Annotated in this window: 23 protein-coding genes; 18 read left to right on the top strand and 5 right to left on the bottom strand. The window is 41.6% G+C overall.

The genetic code is table 11. The features are described 5' to 3' along the window. Window positions 1-156: 156 nt before the first annotated feature. From NST09_RS13420 to NST09_RS13395, 6 genes are all read left to right on the top strand, one after another. Complete coding sequence (locus NST09_RS13420; RefSeq protein WP_008343148.1) at window positions 157-1,368, top strand: argininosuccinate synthase; 1,212 nt, start codon at window positions 157-159, stop codon at window positions 1,366-1,368. Next, complete coding sequence (gene argH / locus NST09_RS13415; RefSeq protein ID WP_272511778.1) at window positions 1,365-2,738, top strand: argininosuccinate lyase; 1,374 nt, start codon at window positions 1,365-1,367, stop codon at window positions 2,736-2,738. Before NST09_RS13420 ends, argH begins: the two co-directional genes overlap by 4 nt. A gap of 118 nt (window positions 2,739-2,856) precedes the next feature. Beyond that, entirely contained in the window at window positions 2,857-3,762 is a 906-nt protein-coding gene (locus NST09_RS13410; RefSeq protein ID WP_342493055.1) for an aminoglycoside phosphotransferase family protein, read from the top strand. A gap of 95 nt (window positions 3,763-3,857) precedes the next feature. Beyond that, on the top strand, window positions 3,858-4,613 hold the full coding sequence (locus tag NST09_RS13405; RefSeq protein ID WP_035391151.1) for an SDR family oxidoreductase: 756 nt from the start codon (window positions 3,858-3,860) through the stop codon (window positions 4,611-4,613). A gap of 66 nt (window positions 4,614-4,679) precedes the next feature. Then, window positions 4,680-5,363 carry a metal-dependent hydrolase gene (locus NST09_RS13400; RefSeq protein WP_035391153.1) on the top strand — a complete coding sequence of 228 codons (684 nt, stop codon included), beginning with the start codon at window positions 4,680-4,682 and terminating at the stop codon, window positions 5,361-5,363. Between the two features lie 144 nt (window positions 5,364-5,507). After that, on the top strand, window positions 5,508-6,830 hold the full coding sequence (locus NST09_RS13395; RefSeq protein WP_007501721.1) for a CBS domain-containing protein: 1,323 nt from the start codon (window positions 5,508-5,510) through the stop codon (window positions 6,828-6,830). Between the two features lie 38 nt (window positions 6,831-6,868). Here NST09_RS13395 and NST09_RS13390 read toward each other — a convergent pair whose 3' ends face one another. Continuing rightward, window positions 6,869-7,171, bottom strand: a complete 303-nt coding sequence (locus NST09_RS13390) for a YtpI family protein (protein ID WP_008343164.1) — start codon at window positions 7,169-7,171, stop codon at window positions 6,869-6,871. Between the two features lie 147 nt (window positions 7,172-7,318). On the opposite strand from NST09_RS13390, the gene NST09_RS13385 reads away from it, so the two are divergent. Continuing rightward, complete coding sequence (locus NST09_RS13385) at window positions 7,319-8,260, top strand: bifunctional oligoribonuclease/PAP phosphatase NrnA (protein WP_025207776.1); 942 nt, start codon at window positions 7,319-7,321, stop codon at window positions 8,258-8,260. A 48-nt stretch (window positions 8,261-8,308) separates the two neighbouring features. Here the strand turns inward: NST09_RS13385 and NST09_RS13380 are convergent, their stop codons facing one another. The 3 genes from NST09_RS13380 to NST09_RS13370 all read right to left on the bottom strand — a co-directional run bounded on the left by NST09_RS13380 (window position 8,309) and on the right by NST09_RS13370 (window position 9,445). Then, on the bottom strand, window positions 8,309-8,494 hold the full coding sequence (locus NST09_RS13380) for a hypothetical protein (protein WP_008346082.1): 186 nt from the start codon (window positions 8,492-8,494) through the stop codon (window positions 8,309-8,311). A 109-nt stretch (window positions 8,495-8,603) separates the two neighbouring features. Further along, window positions 8,604-9,107 (bottom strand): sporulation membrane protein YtrI, encoded by a 504-nt coding sequence (gene ytrI, locus NST09_RS13375; protein WP_007501718.1) that lies wholly within the window; start codon window positions 9,105-9,107, stop codon window positions 8,604-8,606. Next, the gene (locus NST09_RS13370; RefSeq protein ID WP_007501717.1) at window positions 9,104-9,445 is read right to left on the bottom strand and encodes a YtrH family sporulation protein; all 342 of its coding nucleotides are present in this window, start codon (window positions 9,443-9,445) and stop codon (window positions 9,104-9,106) included. Before NST09_RS13370 ends, ytrI begins: the two co-directional genes overlap by 4 nt. Window positions 9,446-9,582: 137 nt before the next feature. Between NST09_RS13370 and dnaE the strand changes: the two genes are divergently transcribed. The 7 genes from dnaE to NST09_RS13335 all read left to right on the top strand — a co-directional run bounded on the left by dnaE (window position 9,583) and on the right by NST09_RS13335 (window position 20,012). Further along, complete coding sequence (dnaE, locus tag NST09_RS13365; protein ID WP_342493054.1) at window positions 9,583-12,918, top strand: DNA polymerase III subunit alpha; 3,336 nt, start codon at window positions 9,583-9,585, stop codon at window positions 12,916-12,918. A gap of 141 nt (window positions 12,919-13,059) precedes the next feature. Continuing rightward, a complete protein-coding gene (locus NST09_RS13360; RefSeq protein ID WP_007501712.1) occupies window positions 13,060-14,292 on the top strand; it encodes a malic enzyme-like NAD(P)-binding protein in 1,233 nt (410 codons plus the stop codon). 305 nt (window positions 14,293-14,597) lie between these two features. Further along, window positions 14,598-15,473, top strand: coding sequence for an acetyl-CoA carboxylase, carboxyltransferase subunit beta (accD, locus tag NST09_RS13355; RefSeq protein WP_017358273.1), 876 nt, complete (start codon window positions 14,598-14,600; stop codon window positions 15,471-15,473). Further along, window positions 15,458-16,435 (top strand): acetyl-CoA carboxylase carboxyl transferase subunit alpha, encoded by a 978-nt coding sequence (gene accA / locus NST09_RS13350; protein WP_017358272.1) that lies wholly within the window; start codon window positions 15,458-15,460, stop codon window positions 16,433-16,435. The genes accD and accA overlap by 16 nt, the downstream gene beginning before the upstream one ends. 339 nt (window positions 16,436-16,774) lie before the next feature. Further along, window positions 16,775-17,734: a 6-phosphofructokinase gene (gene pfkA, locus NST09_RS13345; RefSeq protein WP_017358271.1), complete on the top strand. Its 960-nt coding sequence runs from the start codon at window positions 16,775-16,777 to the stop codon at window positions 17,732-17,734. Window positions 17,735-17,761: 27 nt separating this feature from the next. Then, window positions 17,762-19,522: a pyruvate kinase gene (pyk, locus tag NST09_RS13340; protein ID WP_008346071.1), complete on the top strand. Its 1,761-nt coding sequence runs from the start codon at window positions 17,762-17,764 to the stop codon at window positions 19,520-19,522. 100 nt (window positions 19,523-19,622) lie between these two features. Beyond that, window positions 19,623-20,012 carry an FxsA family protein gene (locus NST09_RS13335; RefSeq protein WP_007501703.1) on the top strand — a complete coding sequence of 130 codons (390 nt, stop codon included), beginning with the start codon at window positions 19,623-19,625 and terminating at the stop codon, window positions 20,010-20,012. 24 nt (window positions 20,013-20,036) lie between these two features. On the opposite strand, the gene ytvI is transcribed toward NST09_RS13335, so the two are convergent. Then, entirely contained in the window at window positions 20,037-21,155 is a 1,119-nt protein-coding gene (ytvI, locus tag NST09_RS13330) for a sporulation integral membrane protein YtvI (protein ID WP_008346068.1), read from the bottom strand. A 100-nt stretch (window positions 21,156-21,255) separates the two neighbouring features. Between ytvI and NST09_RS13325 the strand changes: the two genes are divergently transcribed. The 4 genes from NST09_RS13325 (at window position 21,256) to mdh (ending at window position 25,605) form a co-directional block, all read left to right on the top strand. Next, window positions 21,256-21,720 carry a DUF441 domain-containing protein gene (locus NST09_RS13325; RefSeq protein ID WP_017367832.1) on the top strand — a complete coding sequence of 155 codons (465 nt, stop codon included), beginning with the start codon at window positions 21,256-21,258 and terminating at the stop codon, window positions 21,718-21,720. Between the two features lie 375 nt (window positions 21,721-22,095). Further along, window positions 22,096-23,214 (top strand): citrate synthase, encoded by a 1,119-nt coding sequence (citZ, locus tag NST09_RS13320; protein WP_008346063.1) that lies wholly within the window; start codon window positions 22,096-22,098, stop codon window positions 23,212-23,214. Between the two features lie 146 nt (window positions 23,215-23,360). Further along, window positions 23,361-24,632 carry an NADP-dependent isocitrate dehydrogenase gene (gene icd / locus NST09_RS13315; RefSeq protein WP_008346060.1) on the top strand — a complete coding sequence of 424 codons (1,272 nt, stop codon included), beginning with the start codon at window positions 23,361-23,363 and terminating at the stop codon, window positions 24,630-24,632. 34 nt (window positions 24,633-24,666) lie between these two features. Further along, complete coding sequence (gene mdh, locus NST09_RS13310) at window positions 24,667-25,605, top strand: malate dehydrogenase (RefSeq protein ID WP_007501693.1); 939 nt, start codon at window positions 24,667-24,669, stop codon at window positions 25,603-25,605. The last annotated feature ends 378 nt before the right edge of the window (window positions 25,606-25,983 follow it).

The raw sequence follows: 25,983 nt of genomic DNA, 5'->3' as shown, positions 1-25,983 counted from the left end.
AAGAAAATTTGGCAGAGTTTTTTTCATAAAGGGGTTGAAAAAACAATTTTTCCTTGTTACAGTGTATACATACTAAATGCATGTTTATAAATTAAAACTTATTTTTATGCAAAAAACATTCACAGAATCAAAACAAGCGAGAGGAGCTTTTCAAACATGTCACAAAATAAAAAAGTCGTATTAGCATATTCCGGAGGTCTTGATACCTCTGTTGCAGTTAAATGGTTACAGGAGCAAGGTTACGAAGTTGTTGCTTGCTGCCTGGACGTAGGTGAAGGAAAAGATTTAGCATTCGTTCAACAAAAAGCACTTCAAGTCGGAGCTGTTCAATCTTACATGATCGACGCAAAAGAAGAGTTTGCTGAAGAATTTGCACTTGCAGCACTGCAAGCACACACGATGTATGAAGGGAAATACCCGTTAGTGTCTGCACTATCTCGTCCGCTCATTGCCAAAAAGTTAGTGGAAGTCGCAGAGAAAGAAAATGCCGTAGCCGTTGCACACGGATGTACAGGGAAAGGAAACGACCAAGTTCGTTTTGAAGTATCAATCAAAGCTTTGAATCCAGACCTAGAAGTTCTTGCACCAGTGCGTGAATGGAAATGGTCTCGTGATGAAGAAATCGACTATGCACAAAAGCACGGTATTCCAATTCCGATTAACTTAGATAGCCCATATTCAATCGACCAAAACCTTTGGGGCAGAAGTAACGAATGTGGTATTTTAGAAGATCCTTGGGCAGCGCCGCCAGAAGGTGCTTATGATCTGACAAATCCACTTGAAAAAACACCTGACACACCTGAAATCATTGAAATCACGTTTGAAAAAGGAAAACCAACAGCGATTGACGGAATCCAGTATTCATTATCTGATCTGATCCTTCATTTAAATGAAGTTGCTGGCCAGCATGGTGTAGGCAGAATCGATCATGTTGAAAACCGTCTTGTTGGAATCAAATCTCGTGAAGTGTATGAGTGCCCAGGTGCAGTTACCCTATTAAAAGCACACAAAGAACTTGAAGACTTAACGCTTGTTAAAGAAGTAGCACACTTTAAGCCAATCGTTGAACAAAAAATGGCTGAATTAATATACAACGGCTTATGGTTCTCACCACTTAAATCAGCACTAGATGCATTCTTACAAGAAACGCAAAAGAACGTAACAGGTGTTGTACGTGTGAAACTATTTAAAGGCCATGCCATTGTAGAAGGACGTAAATCACCATATTCACTTTATGATGAAAATCTAGCAACTTATACAAAAGCAGATGAATTCGATCATGATGCAGCTGTAGGATTTATTAACCTTTGGGGTTTACCAACAAAAGTAAACAGCATCGTGAACAAAAAGGAGCAGGTTAAAGCATGAAAAAGCTTTGGGGAGGCCGATTTCAAAAAACACCAGAAAAATGGGTCGATGAGTTTGGTGCATCCATTCATTTCGACAAACAATTAGTCAAAGAAGATCTGACCGGCTCCCTTGCCCATGCAAGTATGCTGAATAAATGCGGTATCATCGGTGATGAGGAGGCCGCTGCAATCAAAGACGGACTGAATACGCTCATGAAAAAGGCAGAGGCCGATGAACTTGAATTCTCAGTGGATTATGAGGACATTCATTTAAACCTTGAAAAAATGCTCATTGATGAGATTGGTCCGCTTGGCGGCAAATTACACACAGCGAGAAGCCGGAATGATCAGGTCGCAACCGATATGCATTTATATTTGAATAACCAAGTAGAGCATATCATTGAGCTGATCTCTTCTTTTCAAAAAGTGCTTGTAGAAAAAGCTGAACAGCACGTTGAAACAATTTTTCCGGGATATACGCACTTACAGCGTGCACAGCCTATTTCCTTTGCCCATCATATGCTCGCCTACTTTTGGATGCTTGAGCGGGACAAAGCGCGTTTTCAAGATTCATTGAAGCGGATTAATGTGTCACCACTTGGATGCGGGGCGTTAGCAGGAACGACCTTCCCAATTGATCGTGAATATACAGCAGAGCTTCTTGGCTTTGACCATATTTACGAGAACAGCCTTGATGGCGTGAGTGATCGTGATTTCATTTTAGAGTTCTTGTCTAATAGCAGTCTTGTGATGATGCATCTCTCACGTCTTTGTGAAGAAATCATTTTATGGTGCTCTCAAGAATTCAAATTTATTGAGCTTGATGACACGTACGCAACAGGCAGCAGCATGATGCCGCAAAAGAAAAACCCGGATATGGCTGAATTGATCCGCGGCAAAACAGGGCGGGTATATGGCAACCTGATGGGGCTGCTCACGATTATGAAAGGCTTGCCGCTTACGTATAACAAAGACTTGCAAGAAGATAAAGAAGGCATGTTTGATACGGTGAAAACGATCGCTGGCAGCCTGCAAATCTTCACAGGCATGATTCAAACGATGACAGTGAACGAAGATGTCATGAAAAAAGCAACAAAAGAAGATTTCTCAAATGCGACCGAAGTGGCAGACTACCTTGCGAAAAAAGGTATGCCATTCCGTGAAGCACACGAAATCGTAGGGAAGCTTGTGTATACATGCATTCAAAAAGGCATCTATTTAAGTGACCTTCCATTTGAAACATTTACAGAAGCAAGCGGCCTCTTTGAACAAGATATTTACACTGTTCTTGATCCGTATGTTGCTGTTGAAAAAAGAACAAGTGCAGGTGGAACTGGATTTAAACAAATTCAGCTCGCTTTAGAAAAAGCAAAAGCCTGCCTAGCATAATTCGCCAAAACCATTCGTTTATACGGATGGTTTTTTTCATGGGAAAAAGGAGATTGATCTTCACTGGAGAAAATGAAAGCATATCAGTGTCAAGCTGAATAAGGAGTGACAACAGTTCATGAAGAAAACGCTGCAGGCTTTGTTTGATCAGCCTATCGTATCAGTGAAAACGTTAGGAGAACCATACGACGGCAGGGCTAATGATGTGTGGCTGATTTCCTTACAAGACCAAACGGAATATGTAGTGAAATCTCCAAAAACTGCAAGAGAAGAAAGTGAATTTGTATATGGGATCAACTTGATTTATGGAGTAGATGCCCGTACTGTACAAGAGCATCTTGATGAAATCAATGAAAAGCTGGCTCATACGAATTCCTTTCATATTCCGAAAGTTGTTCGTAAAGTGAAGAAGGCGGGGAAACACTTTTACGTCATGGAAAAAGTAGAAGGAATCCCTTTAACATCTTTTGAGGGCCGTTCAGCACAATTCTATAGGGATTACGGGAGGAAACTAGCGCATCTTCATTCATATCAAACAACCTTTTTCGGACCAGTATACGTGGGAGAAAAGAGACATTTGAGAGAATTCCATGCGCTGTTAAAAAAGGCAGTTTCCAAACTTATCAGCCGCTATTACGCTGATCAGCCTGAATATCAGGATTATGCAGAAAAGGTGCAGCAAAAGCTTGAAACGCTAAGTCCTCCTGATTCAGCCAGTCTCATTTTAATTGATTTAGACCCATCGCAATATATTGAAGACGATGATCAAGTGGCGAGTCTAGTTGATACGGAATATGTCGTATTTGGACCAGCTGCGTTTGATTTTATTGCACTCGAATACCTTTTGACGAAAGAAGCTGCACAAGCGGTTCAATTAGGATATGAAGAGATTTGCCCGCTTCCTCGCCAGCTTCATGAGGTGAGAGAATGCTATCGGTTTGTTTCGCTGCTTCTCGATATCCATGGTTCATGGGATATGAAAAAGTGGATGAATCACCCTATACGGTTTTCCCCTCACTGTTAAAGGGTTCAAAAGTGCGAAGGGAGCCGGTTTATAGTAAAGTAAAGATAATAAAAGAAACACATGAACTTGCAACCTTTGCTTTAGGAGGAGATTGTGTGCGACACGCATTAATAACAGCGGGTTCTAAAGGACTTGGCAGGAAAGTCACCGAGTCTTTACTGAATATGGGGTATTCTGTGACAGTGAATTATCGAAGTGATGATGAAGCTGTCCGGCAGATGAAAGAAGAACTGCAAGAATACGAAGAAAAGCTTCAATTTGTCCAAGGCGATGTGACAAACAGAGAAGATTTAAAAAACATGGTCGAGCTGGCAGTAGAACGATTTGGGCGGATTGATGCCTTGATCAATAATGCTGGACCTTATATTTTTGAACGAAAAAAACTCGCGGATTACTCTGAAGACGAATGGTATCAAATGATGGAAGGCAACCTATCCGCAGTGTTCCATTTGTTCCGAATGGTGATCCCTATGATGAGAAAACAAGGCTTTGGCCGGATTATCACATATGGCTTCCAAGGAGCAGACCATGCGCCAGGCTGGATGCACAGATCAGCCTTTGGAGCGGCAAAAGTGGGCCTTGCGTCATTGACGAAAACCATTGCGATTGAAGAAGCCGAAAACGGCATCACCGCTAATATGGTGTGTCCAGGCAAAATCGTTGGAGACATGAAAGAATCGACAATAGAGGAAGCCCGCCAAATCAAAGACGATGAAACGCCAATAGGCAGGTCTGGTACTGGAGAGGATATAGGGCGTATCATTTCATTTCTATGTGATGACCGTTCAGACCTCATTACAGGAACCGTCATTGAAGCAACAGGTGGTCTTAATGTGATTCATAGGCACTAAGTTTTTCAGCTTTTTATAGAGGGAATAGACAAAATGAGATCAAATTCGAAAGGTGGATATATTTACATGAAAGCTACATATCATGGACATTCAGTCGTACACATTGAAACAAACGGATACCATATTTGGATTGATCCATTTTTAAATGGAAATAAGCACACGGATATCAAACCGCAAGATGTCAAAGCAGATGTGATTTTGCTCACGCACGGGCATGGAGATCACGTCGGAGACACGATTGAAATCGCTAAAAACAATGACGCACTCGTGATTGCGCCATTCGAACTTGCCACTTATTTAGGCTGGCAAGGGGTGAAAACACACCCGCTTTCTATTGGCGGCGGCCGTGAATTTGAATTTGGTAAAGTCAAGCTGACGCAAGCGTTCCATGGCTCAGCGGTCATTGATGAAGAATCCAAAACTATTACGTATACAGGTATGCCATCCGGTATTTTATTTACTGCTGAAGGCAAAACAATTTATCATGCTGGAGACACGGCTCTCTTCTCGGATATGAAACTCATTGGGGAACTGAATCATATTGAGCTTGCCTTCCTGCCAATAGGTGATAACTTCACAATGGGACCAGACGATGCGAGAATCGCAGCAGAGTGGCTTCGTGCGAAACAAGTCGTACCGATTCATTACAGTACATTCCCGCCGATTGAGCAAGATCCTCATGCGTTTGCAGACAGCTTGCATGGCGGCGTGGGTCACGTATTAAACAGTGGAGAATCCATCGATATATAATTAATAGAAAGAAAAGCCGGCACCCTACCGGCTTTTTTATTTGCCTGTATCGTGCTCGTGTAAAAGACAAATTGCTATTAAAAGCCTCCTGCCTGTATAATGAAATATAGATGAAAACGCTGAAAACAAAAAGGGTGAACGGGATTGGCGACAAAGCATGAGCAAATTTTATCGTATATTGATTCATTGGATGTCGGAGAGAAAATTTCTGTCCGGCGTATAGCGAAAGAAATGAAAGTCAGTGAAGGCACGGCTTACCGGGCTATTAAGGATGCTGAAAATAAAGGGTTCGTGAGCACCATTGAACGAGTCGGTACCATTCGAATTGAACAGAAGAAAAAAGAAAATATTGAAAAGCTGACATATGCGGAAGTCGTCAATGTCATTGATGGCCAGGTGCTTGGTGGACGAGCTGGCTTACATAAAACGTTAAATAAATTTGTCATCGGTGCAATGGAACTGGATGCAATGATGCGTTACACAGCAGCAGGCAACCTGTTGATCGTCGGAAACCGAATCAATGCTCACCGGCAAGCATTAGAGGCGGGAGCGGCTGTGCTGGTCACGGGCGGATTCTCAACAGATGATGAAATTATTCAGCTCGCAGATGAGCTTGAGCTGCCCATTTTATCAACAAGCTACGATACATTTACCGTAGCGGCTCTCATTAACCGGGCCATTTATGACCAGTTGATTAAAAAAGAAATTGTGCTTGTGGAGGATATTTTAACGCCGATAGAACGGACCGTCTATTTATCGCCAGAAGACAAACTTGAGAAATGGTATGAAAAGAATTATGAAACCGGGCACGGAAGGTTCCCGGTAGCAGACGATCAAATGAAAATTCACGGCATTTTGACCTCAAAGGATATTGCAGGCCATGACCGTTCTACACCGATTGAAAAGGTGATGACAAAAAATCCGCTGACCGTTATTGGCAAAACATCTGTCGCTTCAGCTGCACAAATGATGGTGTGGGAAGGTATTGAGGTGCTGCCAGTTGTAAATGATCATGCGAAGCTGATTGGGATGATTAGCCGTCAGGACGTGCTGAAGGCGCTGCAAATGATTCAAAAGCAGCCGCAGGTCGGTGAAAAGCTGGATGATGTCGTGTCTAGAGGATTTAAGGAAGCTGATACAGAAAAACCAAAAACAGATGCGGTGTACCAATATGAAGTCTCACCACAAATGACAAATCAACTCGGCAATATTTCGTATGGTGTGTTTACACAAATTTTAATCGAATCAGCCAACCGCTTCTTAAAGTCTCATAAAAAAGGTGAACTAATTGTAGAAAGTCTTTCTGTCTATTTCTTAAAACCAGTTCAAATGGAATCCACGATACAGATCAAACCGAATATTTTAGAAGTTGGGCGCAAGTTTGGAAAACTGGAAGTGGAAGTTTACCATCAGTCAAATATTGTAGGCAAAGCGATGTTGATGGTGCAGCTGATGGAGAGAGGATAATAGGCAAAAAAGGGCGGCATGAATGCGCCCTTTCTCTATTATGCGTGGTCTTTTTCGCCTTCCTTTAAAAAGAGCGGAAGATAGTGCTTATAGGCTTTATATCCGGCCCATGTACTGCCGATACCAACTGCAACAAAAACAAACCCAATGACAAATGCGAGTGACGAGCGGTTTAAAAATAATTGATTCACACCGAAGAGCAGGACAAAGCAGCCAAGTGCCATACTTGATTTAGCAGACCAGAATTTCTTCTCGACCGGCCGGTTCGTACGGACATTTTTTGCTTTGTAGTATAAATAAAACATGGCAGAACAAATAATAAACACAATCAAAACAAGCATGTGCCAAGCCTCCATTGTAAGTGGTTACAACCCTATTTTAAACGTAAATAGGCTTGCTTACTAGAATAAATTGTCTATTCCTCACTTTTCTGTCTGGGTAGATTATGATTTAATAATAAAAAGAGTATCGCATAAGAAGGAGTATTTATGAAAAAAGAACTGATTAGAACCATATCATTATATGACACCATCATCATTCATAGACATGTAAGACCTGATCCAGACGCATATGGATCACAGTGCGGCCTTACGGAAATCTTGCGTGCCACCTATCCAGAAAAAAATATTTATGCGACAGGAACCCCTGAGCCATCCCTTTCATTTTTATATGAATTAGATGACGTGCCGGATGAAGTGTACAAAGGTGCCCTTGTCATTGTCTGTGACACTGCGAATCAAGCTAGAATTGATGATCAGCGCTATTCAATGGGCGATAAGTTGATGAAAATTGATCATCATCCGAATGAAGATCCGTATGGTGATTTGCTTTGGGTTGATACAGAAGCAAGTTCTGTTAGTGAAATGATTTATGAGCTGTATTTAGAGGGGAAAGAAGAAGGATATCAGCTGAATACAAAGGCGGCAGAACTCATTTATGCCGGCATTGTAGGAGACACAGGCCGTTTCCTTTTCCCAAACACAACGAAAAAGACACTCAAATATGCGGGTGAACTCATCGAATATCCGTTTTCATCATCAGACCTTTTCAATCAATTGTATGAGACAGATTTGAATGTGGTGAAATTAAATGGCTATATTTTTCAACATATCTCTTTATCAGAGAATGGCGTAGCTTCTGTTTTTATTAAACGTGACATTTTGGAGTCATTCCAAACAACAGCGCAGCAAGCCTCACAGCTTGTTGGGACACTTGGAAATATTGCAGGGATTAAGGCATGGGTCTTTTTTGTGGAAGAGAACGATCAGATTCGTGTGAGATTCCGCTCAAAAGGCGTCGTCATTAACACCATTGCTAAAAAATATCATGGCGGAGGTCACCCGCTTGCAGCCGGTGCGTCCATATATGATTGGGCAGTTGCAGATGAGATTTTGCGTGATTTAGAAGAAGTATGTAAATCATCATCGTGAGAGAGGGGCTTCAAGTCCCCCTCTCTTTTTTGAGCTTTGAGAAAAGGGTTACTTGGATACAGGGATAAACCAGCAGCCGATGTCAGTTGAATCTTCATAGGCTTGGAGATTTTGATGCTTTAATTCTTTTTTAATTAAATGGGCCATCATTTCTGTCTCAGCATAAGCACACATGCCGTCTTTAATCCGGCTTGCTTTGTCTCGTGCCATTTGACGATAGCTGTAAACCTCCATTGTTCTCACCTCTTTCTTATAATCATCTCGTTCTTCTTTTAGTGTATAAAAATAACAAGTGAAAAGCGATCATTGAGTGCAGAAATTCATAAAAATTCCACATCATTTATTATTCAGCGAAGGAAATACGCACTTCAAGCGAAAGCTTTGTATAGATGGTCAGCTCTGTGACTTTGGCGCGGTATGCCTTTTCTCTAATCGTATATTCTTTATTTTCCACGGTCCGTTTTAAGAGTTCTTTTGTTTTATAGACACTTTCAATATCCTTTGTGATCACCTCTGAGATATCCTCTTTCACCTGATCTTCAAATTTCAAGGTATCTGGCTCCGGGATTTTGTACTGCTCTCGGTTGACGAGGTGAACGTCTACGCTCTGAATAAGCAGACGCTGCTTATTGTCTTCATTTAATTTATGCAAATCTTCCCGATAGAGTGTGATTTGTTCTTTCAGACTGTCCATATGGTGCTGCTGGCTTCTGAGCAGTGTCACTTGCTTCTCCTGAAAGGTGCCGTACGTAAAGAGAAAAATCAGCCAGCTGATAATTGCGCCGAACATCATCCCAGCAAAAAAACGCTGCCAGCCTGGACGTTTATACAGCTCAGGCACCCTCATGATGATACATGCTCCTGAGTGAGCCACGTAATCAGGAGATACCCCGTTTGCGCACCGCCCATAGCAGAGATAATGAGCAAGATCTGCTTGAAAATATCACGTGTGTTCCCTTCGAAAATCCCTCTTTCAAAACTATAGACCGCATCAAAAGTTCCACCGATTGCCGCAACAAGTGCCCAAATTTTTAATCGGTTGGCAAGACTTGAAATAATTGATAGCGGTGGCTGACCAGATAAATATGCACCTACCCCGCCGATAATGGCACCGCCCAAAATAACCCCCAGTGCGATAAAATAACAGCTAATAAAGTTTGGAATAAAGGCTTCCTTCACATCCATTTTTCCCACCTCACTCTATTCAATATATGGCGTGTGCTGGACAAGTATGAACGAGCGGAAAAGAAAGAACATTTGTTTCTCACCGCATCGCGATTTATAATGAAAGAATGAATTTAGATGAAAGGAGTGGATTAAGCATGTCCTATGTTCATCTTCAGGTCCACAGTGGATACAGCTTATTGAGCAGTGCAGCGAAGGTCAAGGAGCTCGTATTAAAGGCGAAAGAACTTGGCTATCAAGCGCTCGCTCTTACCGATGACCATGTGATGTATGGAACGGTTGAATTTTATAAGGAATGTAAAACACATGGCATCAAGCCGATTATCGGTTTAACAGCTTCTGTCTTCATAGATGAACAAGAGACAGAGGCTTATCCTTTGATCCTCCTTGCCAAAAACAATGAAGGCTATCAAAACTTGATCAAAATTAGCAGTGTCTTGAAATCAAAGTCAAAAACCGGCCTGAAAGAGAAATGGCTGAAAGCCTATCATCATGGCCTTATTGCCATCACACCAGGCGTATCCGGCTATATTGAAACGCTGCTGCAACATGATCAGCTAGATGAAGCAAGGGATGCGGCCAGCCATTTAAAAGATCTTTTTGGTGAGGAACATGTGTATTTAGCCGTTCAGCCGTTTCAGCAGGACGAAGAGCTGTCTCATAAGCTCAGGGAACTCTCAAAAAGGGCGAACATCCCGCTTGTGGCAACAGGTGACGTCCACTATATCCATCAAGAGGACAAAACCGCATATACATGTTTAAAGGCCATTAAAGCAGGCCAGCAGTTATCAGAAATAGAGGAAGACCAAGCAGCCAAGCATTTCAGATCGATCGAAGAAATGACGCAGTGGTATGGTGATGATCCAGAATTGCTGGCAAGAACGGTTGAGATTGCAAACCGCTGCGAGGTCGATTTAAATCTTGGCCAGACGAAACTGCCAACCTATCCGACACCTGATCAATCAACAGCTGATCAGTTTTTACGAAGAGTGTGCCAAGAAGGCATGAAACGAAGACAGATTGCTTCAAATGACACATATATCAAAAGGCTTGAGTATGAGCTGAGCATCATTCAAAAAATGAATTTCAGTGATTATTTCCTCATTGTGTGGGATTTTATGAAGTATGCTCATGATCATGGCATTGTCACAGGTCCTGGCAGGGGATCAGCAGCAGGCTCTTTAGTTGCGTATGTTCTGTTTATTACAGATGTCGATCCGATCCGTCACGGGCTTTTATTTGAGCGTTTTTTAAATCCTGAACGAATCAGCATGCCGGATATAGATATCGATTTTCCTGACACGAGAAGAGATGAAATCATTTCATATGTAAAAGACAAATATGGGGATATGCATGTGGCGCAAATTGTCACGTTTGGAACACTTGCTGCAAAGGCAGCTTTAAGAGATGTCGGACGTGTGATGGGAATTGATTCAAAAGCAGCAGACCGCCTTGCAAAGCTCATCCCATCAAAGCCAGGGACGACACTGAAAGAAGCGGTGACAGTCTCCTCAGAATTAAAAACACTGCTCCAGCAATCTGAAGAGCTGCAAAGAGTGTTTCAAACCGCTTTAAAGGTAGAAGGATTACCAAGACATACATCAACACATGCAGCCGGCGTTGTCCTAAGTGAGGAGCCGCTCACACAAGTCGTGCCTATTCAAGAAGGCCATGATGGAGTGTATTTGACACAATATGCGATGAATTATTTAGAAGATCTCGGTCTTTTGAAAATGGATTTTTTAGGTTTGAGAAACTTAACATTAATTGAATCCATTAAAAACCAGATTGAAAGACAGGAAAACGTCCACATTAACTTTAGTGACATTTCATATGAAGATCAGAAAACGTTTGATTTGTTATCAGCGGGAGATACAACGGGGATTTTCCAGCTCGAATCACAAGGTATGCGTCAGGTGCTGAGACGACTGAAACCTTCTAGTCTAGAAGATATCGTGGCTGTCAATGCCTTATACCGCCCGGGTCCGATGGAGAATATCCCGCTCTTTATCGACCGAAAGCATGGCAGAGTGAAAGTCTCCTACCCGCATCCAGATTTGTATGACATCTTAAAGGATACATATGGGGTCATCGTCTATCAGGAGCAAATCATGCTGATTGCAGCAAAGATGGCAGGCTTTAAGCTGGGCGAGGCCGATCTATTAAGAAGAGCCGTTTCAAAGAAGGATAAAAAGGTGCTTGATGAAGAGCGAAGCCATTTTGTTGAAGGATGCCTAAAAAAGGAGTATCCTGTTAACATTGCAAATGACGTTTATGACCTAATCGTCAAATTTGCAAACTATGGTTTTAATAGAAGCCATGCTGTTGCATATAGCATGATCGGCTTTCAGCTTGCTTATTTAAAAGCGCATTATCCGTTATATTTTATGTGCGGTCTTTTAACGAGTGTGATTGGAAATGAAGACAAAGTGGCTCAATATTTCTATGAGGCAAAGGAAAAAGGGATATCTGTGTTGAAGCCTTCTATTAATAAGAGCGAATTTCCATTCACGGTTGAAAAAGGGGAGATCCGCTACAGCTTAAGAGCGATCAAAAATGTCGGAGTGTCAGCTGTAAAGGATATATACAGAGCAAGACAGGAAAGGCCATTTGAAGATTTATTTGATTTTTGCGCAAGGGTATCAACAAAGAGTGTCAACCGAAAAACGATTGAAGCCCTCATTTTCTCAGGGGCAATGGATGAGCTTCATCCAAATCGTGCTTCGTTATTAGCATCGATAGATATTGCGTTAGACCATGTGTCATTTTTAACACCTGAGGATCAACTGGACTTTCTTGGGGATACAACGTTCTCCATTAAGCCAAAATATGCGGAGATAGACGAACTGCCGCTTGTTGATCTCCTGCAATTTGAAAAAGAGGCACTCGGGTTATATTTATCAAATCACCCTGTACAAGCGTATCGAGATCGCTTAAGAGAGAATGGTGCGGTGGAAATCATCAGACTTTCTTCCTATATAAAGCGAAAGGTCTCAATGGGTGGTCTTTTGACAAAGGTGAAATCGATTCGGACAAAAAATGGACAATCGATGGCATTTGTCACATTCGGGGATGAAACGGGAGAAATGGAAGGTGTCGTCTTTCCAGAGCAATTTAGAAAGCTGTCCCCCTTACTTGAGGAGGGCGCAATGCTTTATGTTGAAGGCAGAATAGATGTCAGAAATGAGAGCAGTCAAATCATCGTGCAAGAAGCTGTTCTACTGGAAGAGATGGGCTCTAAAAGAAAAGAATCTGTCTACATTCGAGTCAAAGAAGAGAACCATACGCAGGAGCTGCTAGAACAAGTGAAGCGAGTGATCTCCATGCACAGCGGAGAAGCAGATGTCTATTTGTATTATGAAAAGCAAAAAAAGACGATGAGACTTCCAGATGCATACAAAGTTCATGCAGATCATGCGGTCATTTTCCAGTTAAAAGAGCTGCTAGGTGAACAAAACGTTGTGATTAAATGATGACAAATCGTCTGAATATGTTTTACAATTTCACCTATTGTGTTATCATTTTAAAGATTCTGTGTATTTAAACTGCCAAGTATGTGCTTATCAACTTAGCAATTCATTAAATCATTTTCCACTTGAAGGAGTGTTCATCACATGTCATTAAGAGAAGAAGCATTACATATGCACAAAGAGAATCAAGGCAAACTTGAATCAAAATCAAAGGTACAAGTGAAAAATGCGAAAGACTTGAGCTTGGCTTACTCACCAGGTGTGGCAGAGCCATGTAAAGATATTTATGACGACACAAGCAAAGTGTATGATTATACAATGAAAGGCAATATGGTCGCTGTTGTCACAGATGGAAGTGCTGTGTTAGGGCTTGGAAACATTGGGGCTGAAGCATCTCTTCCAGTAATGGAAGGAAAAGCTGTCTTATTCAAAAGCTTTGCAGGTGTTGATGCATTCCCAATCGCACTTGCAACAAACGATGTAGACAAAATCGTTGAAACAGTGAAGCTTCTTGAGCCGACGTTTGGCGGCGTGAACCTTGAAGATATTGCAGCACCAAACTGCTTTATCATTGAAGAGCGTTTGAAAAAAGAGACAAACATTCCTGTTTTCCACGATGATCAGCACGGGACAGCGATTGTAACAGTGGCAGGACTTGTGAATGCACTGAAGCTGTCTGGAAAATCAATGTCTTCAATTAAAGTGGTTGCAAACGGCGCTGGAGCAGCAGGAATTGCGATTATCAAACTTCTTTATCATTTCGGTGTACGTGATATCATCATGTGTGATACAAAAGGCGCTATTTATGAAGGCCGTCCGAATGGTATGAATGCAGTGAAAAATGAAGTAGCTAAATTCACGAACCAAGATCGTAAAGAAGGTTCTTTAGAAGAAGTGATTGAAGGCGCAGATGTTTTTATCGGCGTTTCAGTAGCAGGCGCATTAACAAAAGAAATGGTTGGAAAAATGGCAAAAGATCCTGTGATCTTCGCAATGGCGAATCCAAACCCAGAGATCATGCCAGAAGATGCACATGCAGCAGGTGCAAGTGTTGTAGGAACTGGCCGTTCTGACTTCCCGAACCAAGTGAACAACGTCCTTGCATTCCCTGGTATTTTCCGCGGGGCGCTTGATGTACGTGCGACACACATTAACGAAGAAATGAAAATTGCAGCTGTTGAAGCGATTGCTTCCCTTGTATCAGATGAAGAATTGTCAGCGGAATACGTTATCCCTGCACCATTTGATGCACGAGTAGCGCCAGCGGTAGCCAAAGCAGTGGCAAAAGCAGCAATGGAAACGGGCGTTTCAAGAATCAAAGTAGACCCAGAAGCTGTTGCAGAAAAAACAAGAAAATTAACGATTATCGGCGAGTAATCGAATTGGAAAAGTGTGCACGTTTTTTCTGAATTTGGAGGAAAAACGTGCACCATTTCCTCTCTTTCACGAAATTTTTTTCATCCTAAATGAGATTTTTTTGTAGACGTTCACAATTCACATATACCAACTACTCAGCGCCCCAAACCTATACTCATTTCTCATCAATTCCCCACTGAAAAAATTGAATGAAGGATGACAGCGTTTGACAAAAAAAGTACAATAGTTTCGGTACAGTTATGACATGTCCTATAATAGTGGATGTGCGTGTAAAGAAAAAACCCTTCAAAAAGGGAGGTAGTCATTTGTCAATCAAGAATATTTTCAGTAAAAAGAAAAAATATGCATCTGTACCCTCTGAACAGGCAAGTCAAGATGTGCCTGAAGGCATCATGACCAAATGTCCGCAATGTAAAAAAATAATGCTCACCAAAGAACTAGATAAAAATTTACGTGTTTGCATGAATTGCGGCAGACATTTGCAAATGAATGCAAAACAACGTATTGAAAGCCTTGTAGACGAAGGCACATTTGAAGAATTTAACGGTCACCTCATTTCTGAGAACCCGCTCGGTTTCCCAGGCTACGAAGAAAAGCTTGAGAAAGACAGAGAAAAAACATCTTTGAATGAAGCCATCGTGACAGGAAAAGGTGAAATTAAAGGTCAAAGTGCTGTCATTGCTGTCATGGATGCCACGTTCCGTATGGGCAGCATGGGCTCGGTCGTTGGTGAAAAGATTACACTAGCTATTGAGAAAGCAAAAGCGGACAAGGTGCCATTTATCATCTTCACTGCATCTGGAGGAGCAAGAATGCAAGAGGGGATTCTTAGTCTGATGCAGATGGCAAAAACAAGTTCAGCATTAAAGCTGTTCAGCGAGGATCAAGGTCTGATTATCTCTGTGATGACCAATCCGACAACTGGCGGTGTATCAGCTAGTTTCGCGTCTCTCGGTGATTACAACTTTGCAGAGCCTGGTGCATTAATTGGTTTTGCTGGTCGCAGAATCATTGAACAAACCATTCGTGAAGACCTACCAGAGGACTTCCAAACGGCTGAATTTTTAATGAAGCATGGTCAGCTAGATGCTGTGATTCACCGTGCAGAAATGAAAGAAACATTAGGCCAAATCTTAGCATTACACAGCACAGGAGGTGAACGAGAGTGGCTGGAGAACTAGAATTTGAAAAACCTGTCATTGAACTTCGAGCGAAAATTGATGAATTGAAAAAGTTCACACAAAACTCAGAGATGGATTTAAGTGCGGAAATTGAGCGCCTTGAAACGCGTCTGAGTAAGCTTGAAACAGACATTTATACAAATTTAAAGCCGTGGGACAGAGTACAAATTGCTCGTCATGCGATGCGCCCAACAACTCTCGATTACATTCAAGAGCTGTTTGATCACTTTTTCGAATGTCACGGTGATCGTTTTTATGGCGACGATGAAGCCATCGTTGGAGGAATTGCCACGTTTAAAGGACTTCCTGTCACAGTCATTGGTCATCAGCGCGGAAAAGACACAAAAGAAAACTTGCGCCGTAATTTCGGGATGCCGCATCCAGAAGGTTACCGTAAAGCATTGCGCTTGATGAAACAAGCAGATAAATTTAATCGTCCAATCATTTGCTTTATTGATACAAAAGGAGCTTATCCTGGTAAAGCAGCTGAAGAACGCGGGCAAAGTGAAGCAATTGCGAAAAACCTTTTCGAAATGGCAGGACTTCGTGTACCGGTTGTCTGTATTGTCATTGGAGAAGGCGGAAGTGGCGGAGCACTAGGGTTAGGCGTAGGAAACCACCTATTTATGCTAGAGAACTCAACATATTCAGTGATTTCACCTGAAGGTGCAGCAGCACTGCTCTGGAAGGACTCATCACTTGCGAAAAAAGCTGCAGAATCAATGAAAATTACCGCTCCAGACCTAAAAGAATTAGATATTATAGATGATGTTATTAAAGAAGTGCAAGGTGGAGCACACCGAGACGTGAAACAACAAGCAGCCTACATTGAAAAAACATTAAAACAGTCACTTACATCTTTGCTCAAACAATCGCCTGAAGAATTAGTCGAACAAAGATATCAAAAATACAAAGCAATCGGCAAAGTATCGATTGAAAATCAATATATTGGGGTAAACTAAATAAACGTACAGCCTTTTGGCTGGCGTTTATTTTTTTCGTCTTTTTTCATCAAAACGATCTGATGTAAGCGCTATTTGAAAATAATTTTCTTTTGTTTTCATAAAATTCGAAACGTCTGAAAACGTTGATTTGACAAGGTTTAGAGCACTTGAATCAACTGTTTTTTGAACAAAGTGCTTTCATGACTTTCTTAACTTTTGTTTAAAAACATTTTATTTAATTGTATAATAAGTACGGTTTTAGAAATTCGTATTGAAAACATCCGGTTTTGCTCATGATTGTTTTCAAGCAGTGGAAATGGTATGTTTAATTCATATATGGTCTCTGAGGTGAAAAAGATGAAGCGTATAGGAGTTTTAACGAGCGGTGGGGATTCCCCAGGAATGAATGCAGCTGTGCGCGCAGTTGTAAGGAAAGCAATTTACCATAATGTAGAAGTTTACGGTATTTATAATGGATATTCAGGTCTAATTAACGGTAAAATTGAGAAACTCGAAATAGGTTCAGTAGGCGATATCATTCATCGCGGGGGAACAAAACTTTACACGGCAAGATGTCCTGAATTCAAGACAGTTGAAGGTCGTGAAAAAGGGATTGAGAACTTAAAAAAATTCGGTATTGAAGGACTTGTTGTCATCGGTGGAGATGGCTCATTCATGGGAGCGAAGAAATTAACAGAGCTCGGTTTTCCATGTGTAGGTGTCCCTGGCACGATTGACAATGACATTCCTGGTACTGATTTCACTATTGGCTTTGATACAGCACTAAATACAGTCATTGATGCCATTGATAAAATTCGTGATACAGCCACATCTCATGAACGTACATACGTAGTGGAAGTAATGGGAAGACATGCAGGGGATATTGCCCTTTGGTCAGGTCTTGCAGGCGGAGCTGAATCGATTTTGATTCCTGAAGCAGACTATGACATGGACGAAATTATTGCCAGATTGAGAAGAGGACATGAGCGCGGCAAGAAGCACAGTATTATCATTGTCGCAGAAGGCGTAGGCAGCGGTGTCGAATTTGGTAAGAGAATTGAAGAGGAGACAAGCCTTGAAACGCGTGTATCTGTCTTAGGACATATTCAGCGTGGAGGTTCTCCAAGTGCGTTTGACCGAGTGCTCGCAAGTCGCTTAGGAGCGTATGCAGTAGAACTTCTTCTTGAAGGAAGAGGCGGACGCTGTGTAGGCATTCAAAGCAACGAACTCGTTCATCACGATATTTTAGACATCTTAGATAAAAAGCATACAGTCGATCAAAATATGTACCGACTTTCACAAGAGCTCTCTATATAAAACGAGAAGACCTTAGGAGGAACAGTAATGAGAAAGACAAAAATCGTTTGTACAATCGGTCCAGCAAGTGAAAGCATTGAAAAGCTGACTGAATTGATTGAAGCAGGAATGAATGTAGCCAGACTAAACTTCTCTCATGGAGATTTTGAAGAGCATGGTGCACGTATTGAAAACATTCGCAAAGCAGGTAAAACTTTAGGCAAGGACATTGCGATCCTTCTTGATACAAAAGGTCCAGAGATCCGTACACGTACAGTTGAAAACGGCTCAATTGAGTTAGTTGCTGGTGCTGATCTTATCGTGAGTATGGAAGACATTGTGGGAAACACTGAAAAAATCAGTGTGACGTACGAAGATTTAATTCATGATGTAGAAGTGGGCTCAACCATTTTATTAGATGATGGTCTGATTGGTCTAGAAGTAAAAGAATTAAATAAGGACCGAAAAGAAATCGTCACAAAAGTGATGAATACAGGTACACTGAAAAACAAAAAAGGTGTCAACGTACCAGGTGTGAGTGTGAACTTGCCGGGTATTACAGAAAAGGATGCCAATGATATTCTGTTTGGAATTGAACAAGGTGTCGATTTCATCGCAGCTTCTTTTGTAAGACGAGCTTCTGATGTTCTTGAGATTCGTGAGCTGCTTGAAAAGAACAACGCAGCTGACATTCAAATCATTCCGAAGATTGAAAACCAAGAGGGCGTTGATAACATCGATGAAATCCTTGAGGTATCAGATGGACTGATGGTCGCGCGTGGAGATCTTGGTGTAGAGATTCCGGCAGAAGAAGTACCACTTGTTCAAAAAATGCTAATCAAAAAATGCAACCGTTTAGGCAAGCCTGTCATCACAGCAACTCAAATGCTGGATAGCATGCAGCGTAACCCGCGTCCAACTCGTGCGGAAGCAAGTGACGTGGCAAATGCTATTTTTGACGGTACAGATGCGATCATGCTATCTGGTGAAACAGCAGCAGGAACATATCCAGTTGAAGCTGTGCAAACGATGCACAACATTGCCTCACGTTCAGAGGAAGCACTTAACTATAAAGCGATCCTTTCTCGCAGAAGCGAAGAAGTAGAAGTCAGCATTACAGATGCGATCGGTCAATCTGTTGCGCATACAGCAATGAAGCTTGATGTGGCGGCAATTGTGACACCTACTGAGAGCGGTCATACAGCGAGAATGATTTCAAAATATAGACCAAAAGCACCAATCGTTGCAGTCACAGCAAACGAATCAGTGGCAAGAAAACTTTCACTCGTATTCGGTGTATTTGCAAAGAGCGGTTCAAAAACGACATCTACTGATGAAATGCTTGAGAATGCAGTAGAAAAGTCAATTGAAACAGGCTATGTAAGACATGGTGATTTAATCGTGATTACAGCTGGTGTGCCAGTTGGTGAAACAGGTACAACCAACTTAATGAAAGTGTATGTTGTCGGTGACATCATTGCGAAGGGTCAAGGAATTGGCCGCAAATCTGCATTTGGACCGGTTGTTATTGCACAAAGCGGAAAAGAAGCAGAGGAAAAAATGTACGATGGTGCGATTCTTGTCGCAAACTGCACAGATCGTGATATGATGGGTGCTTTAGAAAAAGCGTCTGCCCTTATCACGGAAGAAGGCGGTTTAACAAGCCATGCAGCAGTCGTTGGGCTCAGTCTTGGCATTCCAGTCATTGTTGGTCTCGACAGTGCCACAACACTTCTAAAAGAAGGCGAAGAGATTACAGTAGATCCAGCACGCGGAGCGATCTACAAAGGCCGTGCAAGCGTCCTTTAAATCACACACGAGGGGAGTTGTCTGACTCCTCTCTTTTTTTATGTTACACTAAAAAAAGTAAACAGCTTTCGATGAAAGAGACCCCATGAGGTGATATGGCTTGAAAAAATATTTTCTACTATTATTGATTCTGTTCCCAGCAGTTGAAATTAGTTTATTTTTAATCTCAAGTAACATCATTGGTATTTTACCAACGATGCTAGTCATTGTGCTGACAAGTGCACTAGGTGCTTACTTTGCAAGAAAACAAGGAATAGAAGCATTTCAGAAAGTGCAGCGAGATTTACAATATGGCAAAATGCCAGGGGCCACCATTGTCGATGGCTTCTGCATTCTGATCGGTGGTTTGCTGCTGCTCATACCTGGATTCCTTTCTGATCTGATTGGGGCTGTTCTGCTCATTCCCATGACAAGAAAACGGATCAAACCGCTCTTTGAGCGCTGGCTTAGAAACATGTCCAATCGCAAACGCTATACGATTATACGCTAAAGAGACCTTCTCATCAGGTCTCTTTTACTTTTGCGCACCATACCGAATGTACTGATAAAGGTCTCTGAAAACCCCTGCATTACGAAACGCCTGCCAAACGACAAGAGAAGCGGGACCGAGTGCAAGTCCAAGAAAACCAAAGCATTTTAACCCGACAAACAATGCCACGAGTGTTGCTAAAGGATTAAGACCGATTGATTTACTTAAGACTTTTGGCTCTGATATTTGTCTTTGAATGAGCACCACAATATACAAAATGCCCAGTCCAATGGCGAGTGAAAGATTTCCTGTCATGGCGGAGTAAATGATCCACGGAAGAAAAACCGTGCCACTCCCGATGTAAGGAAGTAAATCAACTAGACCAATACATAGAGCGATCACAATCGCATGCTCGACCTTTAAGATGAAAAGTCCAATCAGCACGATACCAATGGTCATGGCAACAAGGAGAAGCTGGGCTTTCATAAAGCCAGAAATGGCTTTTTTGATTTCAGATAAAATGGCACGTGTATGAAGCATCCATTTGGCGGGAAAGATACGAGAACCATATTTTTTTAACGTAAACCAATCTTTTGTGATAAAAAAAGTCGCTAGTGCGGAAAATAAAAGCGTCGCTGCTGCATCAGGCAAAAGACCTAAAAAAGCTGGAATGAATTCAAGAGTTTTTGAAAGGAAAGTCCCGATTTTTGCCGCTGCTTCGTCACCAAGTGCTTGGATTTGTCCTAAAATCGATTCCTTTTGACCTGCTTGAAGAGTATTAAATTGAGCAGTCAAATCATGATATAAAGGCAAAATCTGATCTGTGAAAAAACGTTCCACGATCCCAATCATTTGGTCAAGATGACCTGGAAGTACCTTTGCTAAATAAGCACTTCCTGAAATGATTTCCGCTACTAAAAGTGTCATGAATCCGGCTGCTACCACTAAAAAGAGTAATAGCACAATGATGACAACAAAACCTCTTGGCATCCCGGTCATGTTTTCGATTTTACATACGGCTGGATGAATCAAACACGACACGGCAAATGCAATCCAAAATGGATATAAAAACGGAAAAGACTGATATAAAAAAACAACCGCACAAACGGCGATGCTGAAAATCATCAAACTTCGCAAAAAAATGGCCACATACGTGTGATTCACACAATCCCCTCCAAAAAACAAGCATGTCCGATACTTCATTTTATTCAAAAAGATTAGTAATATGAAAAGGTCGCAATAAAAAGAAAGGAAGGGGCGGCATATGTTCACTCAAGCCAATTTATTTTTAATTCTTTTACTCGTCATTGCACTCATAGCGAAGAACAATTCGTTAATTTTAGCGGTTTCTGTGCTGATTGCGATTAAACTCATTGGATTAGATCAAAAAATTTTCCCGGTTCTGCAATCAAAAGGTATCAATTGGGGTGTGACGGTCATCACGATCGCAGTGCTTGTACCGATCGCAACAGGGGACATTGGATTTAAACAGCTTGGAGAAGCAATGAAATCCTCTTATGCTTGGATTGCACTCGGAGCGGGTATATTAGTAGCATTAATTGCAAAAAACGGCATTGTGCTACTCGAAAACGATCCGCATATCACCGCAGCACTTGTATTCGGTACGATTTTGGCAGTCAGCTTATTCAAAGGTGTGGCTGTTGGCCCGCTGATTGGTGCTGGAATTGCCTATTTAGCGATGCAAGCAGTGAAATTTTTCAGCGGTTAAAAAGAGAGTGGCTCATGCCACTTTCTTTTGATATTTTTTCTGACGTGAGCTTTTGCAAAAAAACATAATTAAATATATTAAAAGAAGCAAAATCCCTTTATTCCATGCCCGAACCGGAAGGCTGGAAAAAAAAATATCAAAAAAAATTATAGTTAAACATTTAACAAATGTCTGATTATTGTTTATAATGGGAATAGGCTTAATTTTGAACTCATTGATCAAACACGAGATATGAGGCTAAAAGCGCTCTAACCGTATAGGTAAATGTAAGCATTTTCTTTTCTAAACCTGCCAGCCTATTTTGGTTGGATAGCGCTTTCAAAAAGCGAGAATTTTGCAACGAAGGGGAATCTTTTTAAAAAGGGGAGATTGAACATGACAGCAACAAGAGGTCTTGAAGGTATCGTGGCAACAACTTCATCCGTAAGCTCAATTATTGATGATACTCTTACTTATGTAGGGTACAATATCGATGATTTAACTGAAAAAGCGACTTTCGAAGAAATTGTCTACCTGTTATGGCACTTAAAGCTGCCGAATGAGCAGGAGCTAAGCGAGTTAAAGCAGCAGCTCAATGAAAATGCTCATATTCCGCAAGAGATCATTGAGCACTTTAAATCTTATTCGCTGGATGGGGTTCATCCAATGTCTGCGATTCGTACAGCGGTATCCTTATTAGGTTTACTTGATGACGAATCAGAGATTATGGACAAAGAAGCGAATTACAGAAAAGCCATTCGCTTACAAGCGAAAATTTCTGGACTTGTCGCTGCATTCTCACGTATTCGAAAGGGACTTGAGCCTGTACAGCCAAAAGAAGAATACAGCTATGCTGCAAACTTCTTATATATGCTAAACGGCGAAGAGCCTTCACCAGTAGAAATTGAAGCGATTGATAAAGCGCTCATTCTACATGCGGATCACGAATTAAACGCATCGACATTTACAGCACGTGTATGTGTTGCTACACTATCAGATATCTACTCTGGTGTAACAGCGGCTATCGGCGCATTGAAAGGACCACTTCATGGCGGCGCAAATGAAGGCGTAATGAAGATGCTGTCAGAAATTGGCGAAGTTGAAAACGTAGATTCCTATATTCATGGTAAGCTAGAGAAGAAAGAGAAAATCATGGGCTTTGGCCACCGCGTTTACCGCCAGGGTGACCCGCGTGCAAAACATTTAAAAGAAATGAGCCAGCGCTTAACAAATCTCACAGGCGAGCCAAAATGGTATGAAATGTCTGTACGCGCAGAGGAAATCGTGACATCAGAGAAAAATCTTCCACCAAATGTTGATTTTTATTCTGCTTCTGTCTATCACAGTCTTGGGATTGATCATGACTTGTTTACACCAATTTTCGTGATCAGCCGATTCTCTGGATGGATTGCTCACATTTTAGAGCAATATGATAACAACCGTCTGATCCGTCCAAGAGCTGACTATATTGGACCAGATCTTCAAACGTTTGTTCCGATCAGTGAAAGAGACTAATGTTTATAGAATAGTGGAGGCTGATCCATCTAAACCAATCAGCCTCCATATCAACAAAAAACGAATCATGTGAAAAACTTCTTGGCTTGCAGACATCAAGCTTGGAAGTTTCAAATATTCACTACATAACCTGGGAGGTAATATCATTGTCACAAGGCGAAAAAATTACAGTTACTGGCGGCGTATTGAATGTACCAAATAATCCAATTATCCCGTTTATCGAAGGGGACGGAATCGGTCCTGACATTTGGAAAGCAGCATCAAGAGTTCTTGAAGCAGCTGTAGAAAAAGCATATAAAGGTGAAAAGCAAATCACTTGGAAAGAAGTATATGCAGGTGAAAAAGCTTACAATAAAACTGGCGAGTGGCTTCCAGAGCAAACACTTGAAGACATTCGTGAATATTTAATCGCGATCAAAGGACCACTGACAACACCAATTGGCGGAGGAATCCGTTCATTGAACGTAGCACTAAGACAAGAGCTTGATTTATTCACATGCTTACGTCCAGTTCGCTGGTTCCAAGGCGTACCATCTCCTGTGAAACGTCCAGAAGACACAGACATGGTCATCTTCCGTGAAAACACTGAAGACATCTATGCAGGAATTGAGTATGCAAAAGGATCAGACGAAGTGAAGAAGTTAATCGACTTCTTGAAAAACGAATTAGGTGTGAATAAAATCCGTTTCCCAGAAACATCAGGTATCGGAATCAAACCAGTTTCTGAAGAAGGAACATCTCGTCTTGTCAGAGCAGCGATCCAATATGCGATTGACCAAGGCCGTAAATCTGTGACACTTGTTCACAAAGGAAACATCATGAAATTTACAGAAGGAGCCTTCAAAAACTGGGGCTACGAAGTGGCTGAAAAAGAGTTCGGCGACAAAGTCTTTACATGGGCACAATATGATCGTATTGTAGAACAAGATGGAAAAGATGCGGCAAACAAAGCGCAAAGTGAAGCAGAAGCTGCTGGCAAAATCATTGTCAAAGACAGCATTGCAGATATTTTCCTTCAACAAATTTTAACTCGTCCAGCTGAGTTCGATGTTGTCGCAACAATGAACTTAAACGGAGACTACATCTCTGATGCACTTGCAGCACAAGTTGGTGGAATTGGTATCGCACCTGGTGCAAACATCAACTACGAAACAGGACACGCTATTTTTGAAGCGACTCACGGAACAGCACCGAAATATGCTGGTCTTGATAAAGTGAATCCATCTTCTGTTCTTCTATCAGGCGTGCTTTTACTTGAGCACCTTGGATGGCAAGAAGCTGCTGATCTAGTGATTCAATCTGTTGAAAAAACAATTGCATCTAAAGTCGTCACGTACGATTTTGCTAGATTAATGGATGGTGCAACAGAAGTGAAATGTTCTGAGTTTGCTGACGAGCTCATCAAAAACTTGTCTTGATTCTTAAACTTTAAAGTTAAAGGGGAAAAAGGAAATGGCAAACAAGCGTAAAAAAGTATCTGTCATCGGAGCAGGCTTTACTGGAGCAACTACAGCATTTCTAACAGCTCAAAAAGAATTAGCGGATGTCGTATTAGTGGATATCCCTCAGCTTGAGAACCCGACAAAAGGGAAAGCACTTGACATGCTGGAAGCAAGCCCTGTTCAAGGCTTCGATGCGAATATTACAGGAACTTCTAACTACGAAGATACAGCCGGTTCTGATGTCGTGGTCATTACGGCAGGAATTGCAAGAAAGCCGGGAATGAGCCGTGACGACCTCGTGTCAACAAATGAAAAAATCATGCGCAGTGTGACACGTGAAATCGTTAAATATTCTCCAGAAGCGATCATTGTTGTGTTAACAAACCCTGTTGATGCAATGACATATGCAGTTTATAAAGAATCAGGATTACCAAAAGAAAAAGTCATCGGACAATCAGGAATTCTTGATACAGCACGTTTCCGTACGTTCGTTGCTCAAGAATTAAACCTATCTGTGAAAGATGTGACGGGCTTTGTTCTTGGCGGACATGGGGACGACATGGTTCCTCTTGTACGTTACTCTTATGCAGGCGGTATCCCGCTGGAAACATTAATTCCTAAAGAGCGAATTGATGCAATTGTTGAAAGAACAAGAAAAGGCGGCGGTGAAATCGTCAACCTATTAGGTAACGGTAGTGCGTATTATGCACCTGCTGCTTCACTCGTTGAAATGGTTGAGGCGATCTTAAAAGATCAACGCCGCGTCATGCCGACGATTGCATACCTTGAAGGTGAATATGGCTACGAAGGCATTTACCTTGGAGTTCCAACAATCGTAGGTGGAAACGGCCTTGAGCAGATCATCGAGCTTGAGCTGACAGAAGAAGAAAGAAGTCAGCTTGACCGTTCTGTTGAATCTGTAAAGAACGTCATGAAAGTATTGTCTTAATATGAATAAAAAAGAAGGCTTCTCGTAAGAGAAGTCTTCTTTCAGATTGTTGACAAAGGGCTAAAATGTTGTTTATTTTAGCCCTTTGTCTTCTTTTCAGCGTGATAGAAAACCTTTGCAGTCTAGGAAGGGCGAGTACTGGCGCGGAGCGAATTTGACATTCGTGAGCACCAGCGCGCAGGACTGACACCGAATGCGAGGGTTTGTCTACACGCTGAGAAGGCTTCTCGTATGAGGAGTCTTCTTTTTGTTTACAAAACCAATCTTGTCGAAATTTTAAATTGTTCTCTTGTTAAGCTTTCGTTAAAATGAAAGAGAAAGCATGACTTCTCGCTTTTCACATAAGATACAAAAAAACGGATGCAGGGGAAATCACTA

The sequence above is a fragment of the Bacillus sp. FSL W7-1346 genome (assembly GCF_038593335.1).
Classification (GTDB): Bacteria; Bacillota; Bacilli; order Bacillales; family Bacillaceae; genus Bacillus; species Bacillus altitudinis.
The sequence above is the reverse complement of the archived record's forward strand: the minus strand, read 5'-3'. Positions and strand labels throughout refer to the sequence as shown.

Excerpts from the sequence above, each read along its gene's own strand:
- pfkA (WP_017358271.1), top strand. The coding sequence starts at position 16,775 with ATGAAGCGTATAGGAGTTTTAACGAGCGGTGGGGATTCCCCAGGAATG.
- NST09_RS13385 (WP_025207776.1), top strand. The coding sequence starts at position 7,319 with ATGAAAAAAGAACTGATTAGAACCATATCATTATATGACACCATCATC.
- NST09_RS13390 (WP_008343164.1), bottom strand. The coding sequence starts at position 7,171 with ATGCTTGTTTTGATTGTGTTTATTATTTGTTCTGCCATGTTTTATTTA.
- mdh (WP_007501693.1), top strand. The coding sequence starts at position 24,667 with ATGGCAAACAAGCGTAAAAAAGTATCTGTCATCGGAGCAGGCTTTACT.
- NST09_RS13400 (WP_035391153.1), top strand. The coding sequence starts at position 4,680 with ATGAAAGCTACATATCATGGACATTCAGTCGTACACATTGAAACAAAC.
- pyk (WP_008346071.1), top strand. The coding sequence starts at position 17,762 with ATGAGAAAGACAAAAATCGTTTGTACAATCGGTCCAGCAAGTGAAAGC.
- argH (WP_272511778.1), top strand. The coding sequence starts at position 1,365 with ATGAAAAAGCTTTGGGGAGGCCGATTTCAAAAAACACCAGAAAAATGG.
- citZ (WP_008346063.1), top strand. The coding sequence starts at position 22,096 with ATGACAGCAACAAGAGGTCTTGAAGGTATCGTGGCAACAACTTCATCC.
- ytrI (WP_007501718.1), bottom strand. The coding sequence starts at position 9,107 with ATGAGGGTGCCTGAGCTGTATAAACGTCCAGGCTGGCAGCGTTTTTTT.
- NST09_RS13380 (WP_008346082.1), bottom strand. The coding sequence starts at position 8,494 with ATGGAGGTTTACAGCTATCGTCAAATGGCACGAGACAAAGCAAGCCGG.
- NST09_RS13360 (WP_007501712.1), top strand. The coding sequence starts at position 13,060 with ATGTCATTAAGAGAAGAAGCATTACATATGCACAAAGAGAATCAAGGC.
- NST09_RS13370 (WP_007501717.1), bottom strand. The coding sequence starts at position 9,445 with ATGGATGTGAAGGAAGCCTTTATTCCAAACTTTATTAGCTGTTATTTT.
- NST09_RS13410 (WP_342493055.1), top strand. The coding sequence starts at position 2,857 with ATGAAGAAAACGCTGCAGGCTTTGTTTGATCAGCCTATCGTATCAGTG.
- dnaE (WP_342493054.1), top strand. The coding sequence starts at position 9,583 with ATGTCCTATGTTCATCTTCAGGTCCACAGTGGATACAGCTTATTGAGC.
- NST09_RS13325 (WP_017367832.1), top strand. The coding sequence starts at position 21,256 with ATGTTCACTCAAGCCAATTTATTTTTAATTCTTTTACTCGTCATTGCA.
- NST09_RS13420 (WP_008343148.1), top strand. The coding sequence starts at position 157 with ATGTCACAAAATAAAAAAGTCGTATTAGCATATTCCGGAGGTCTTGAT.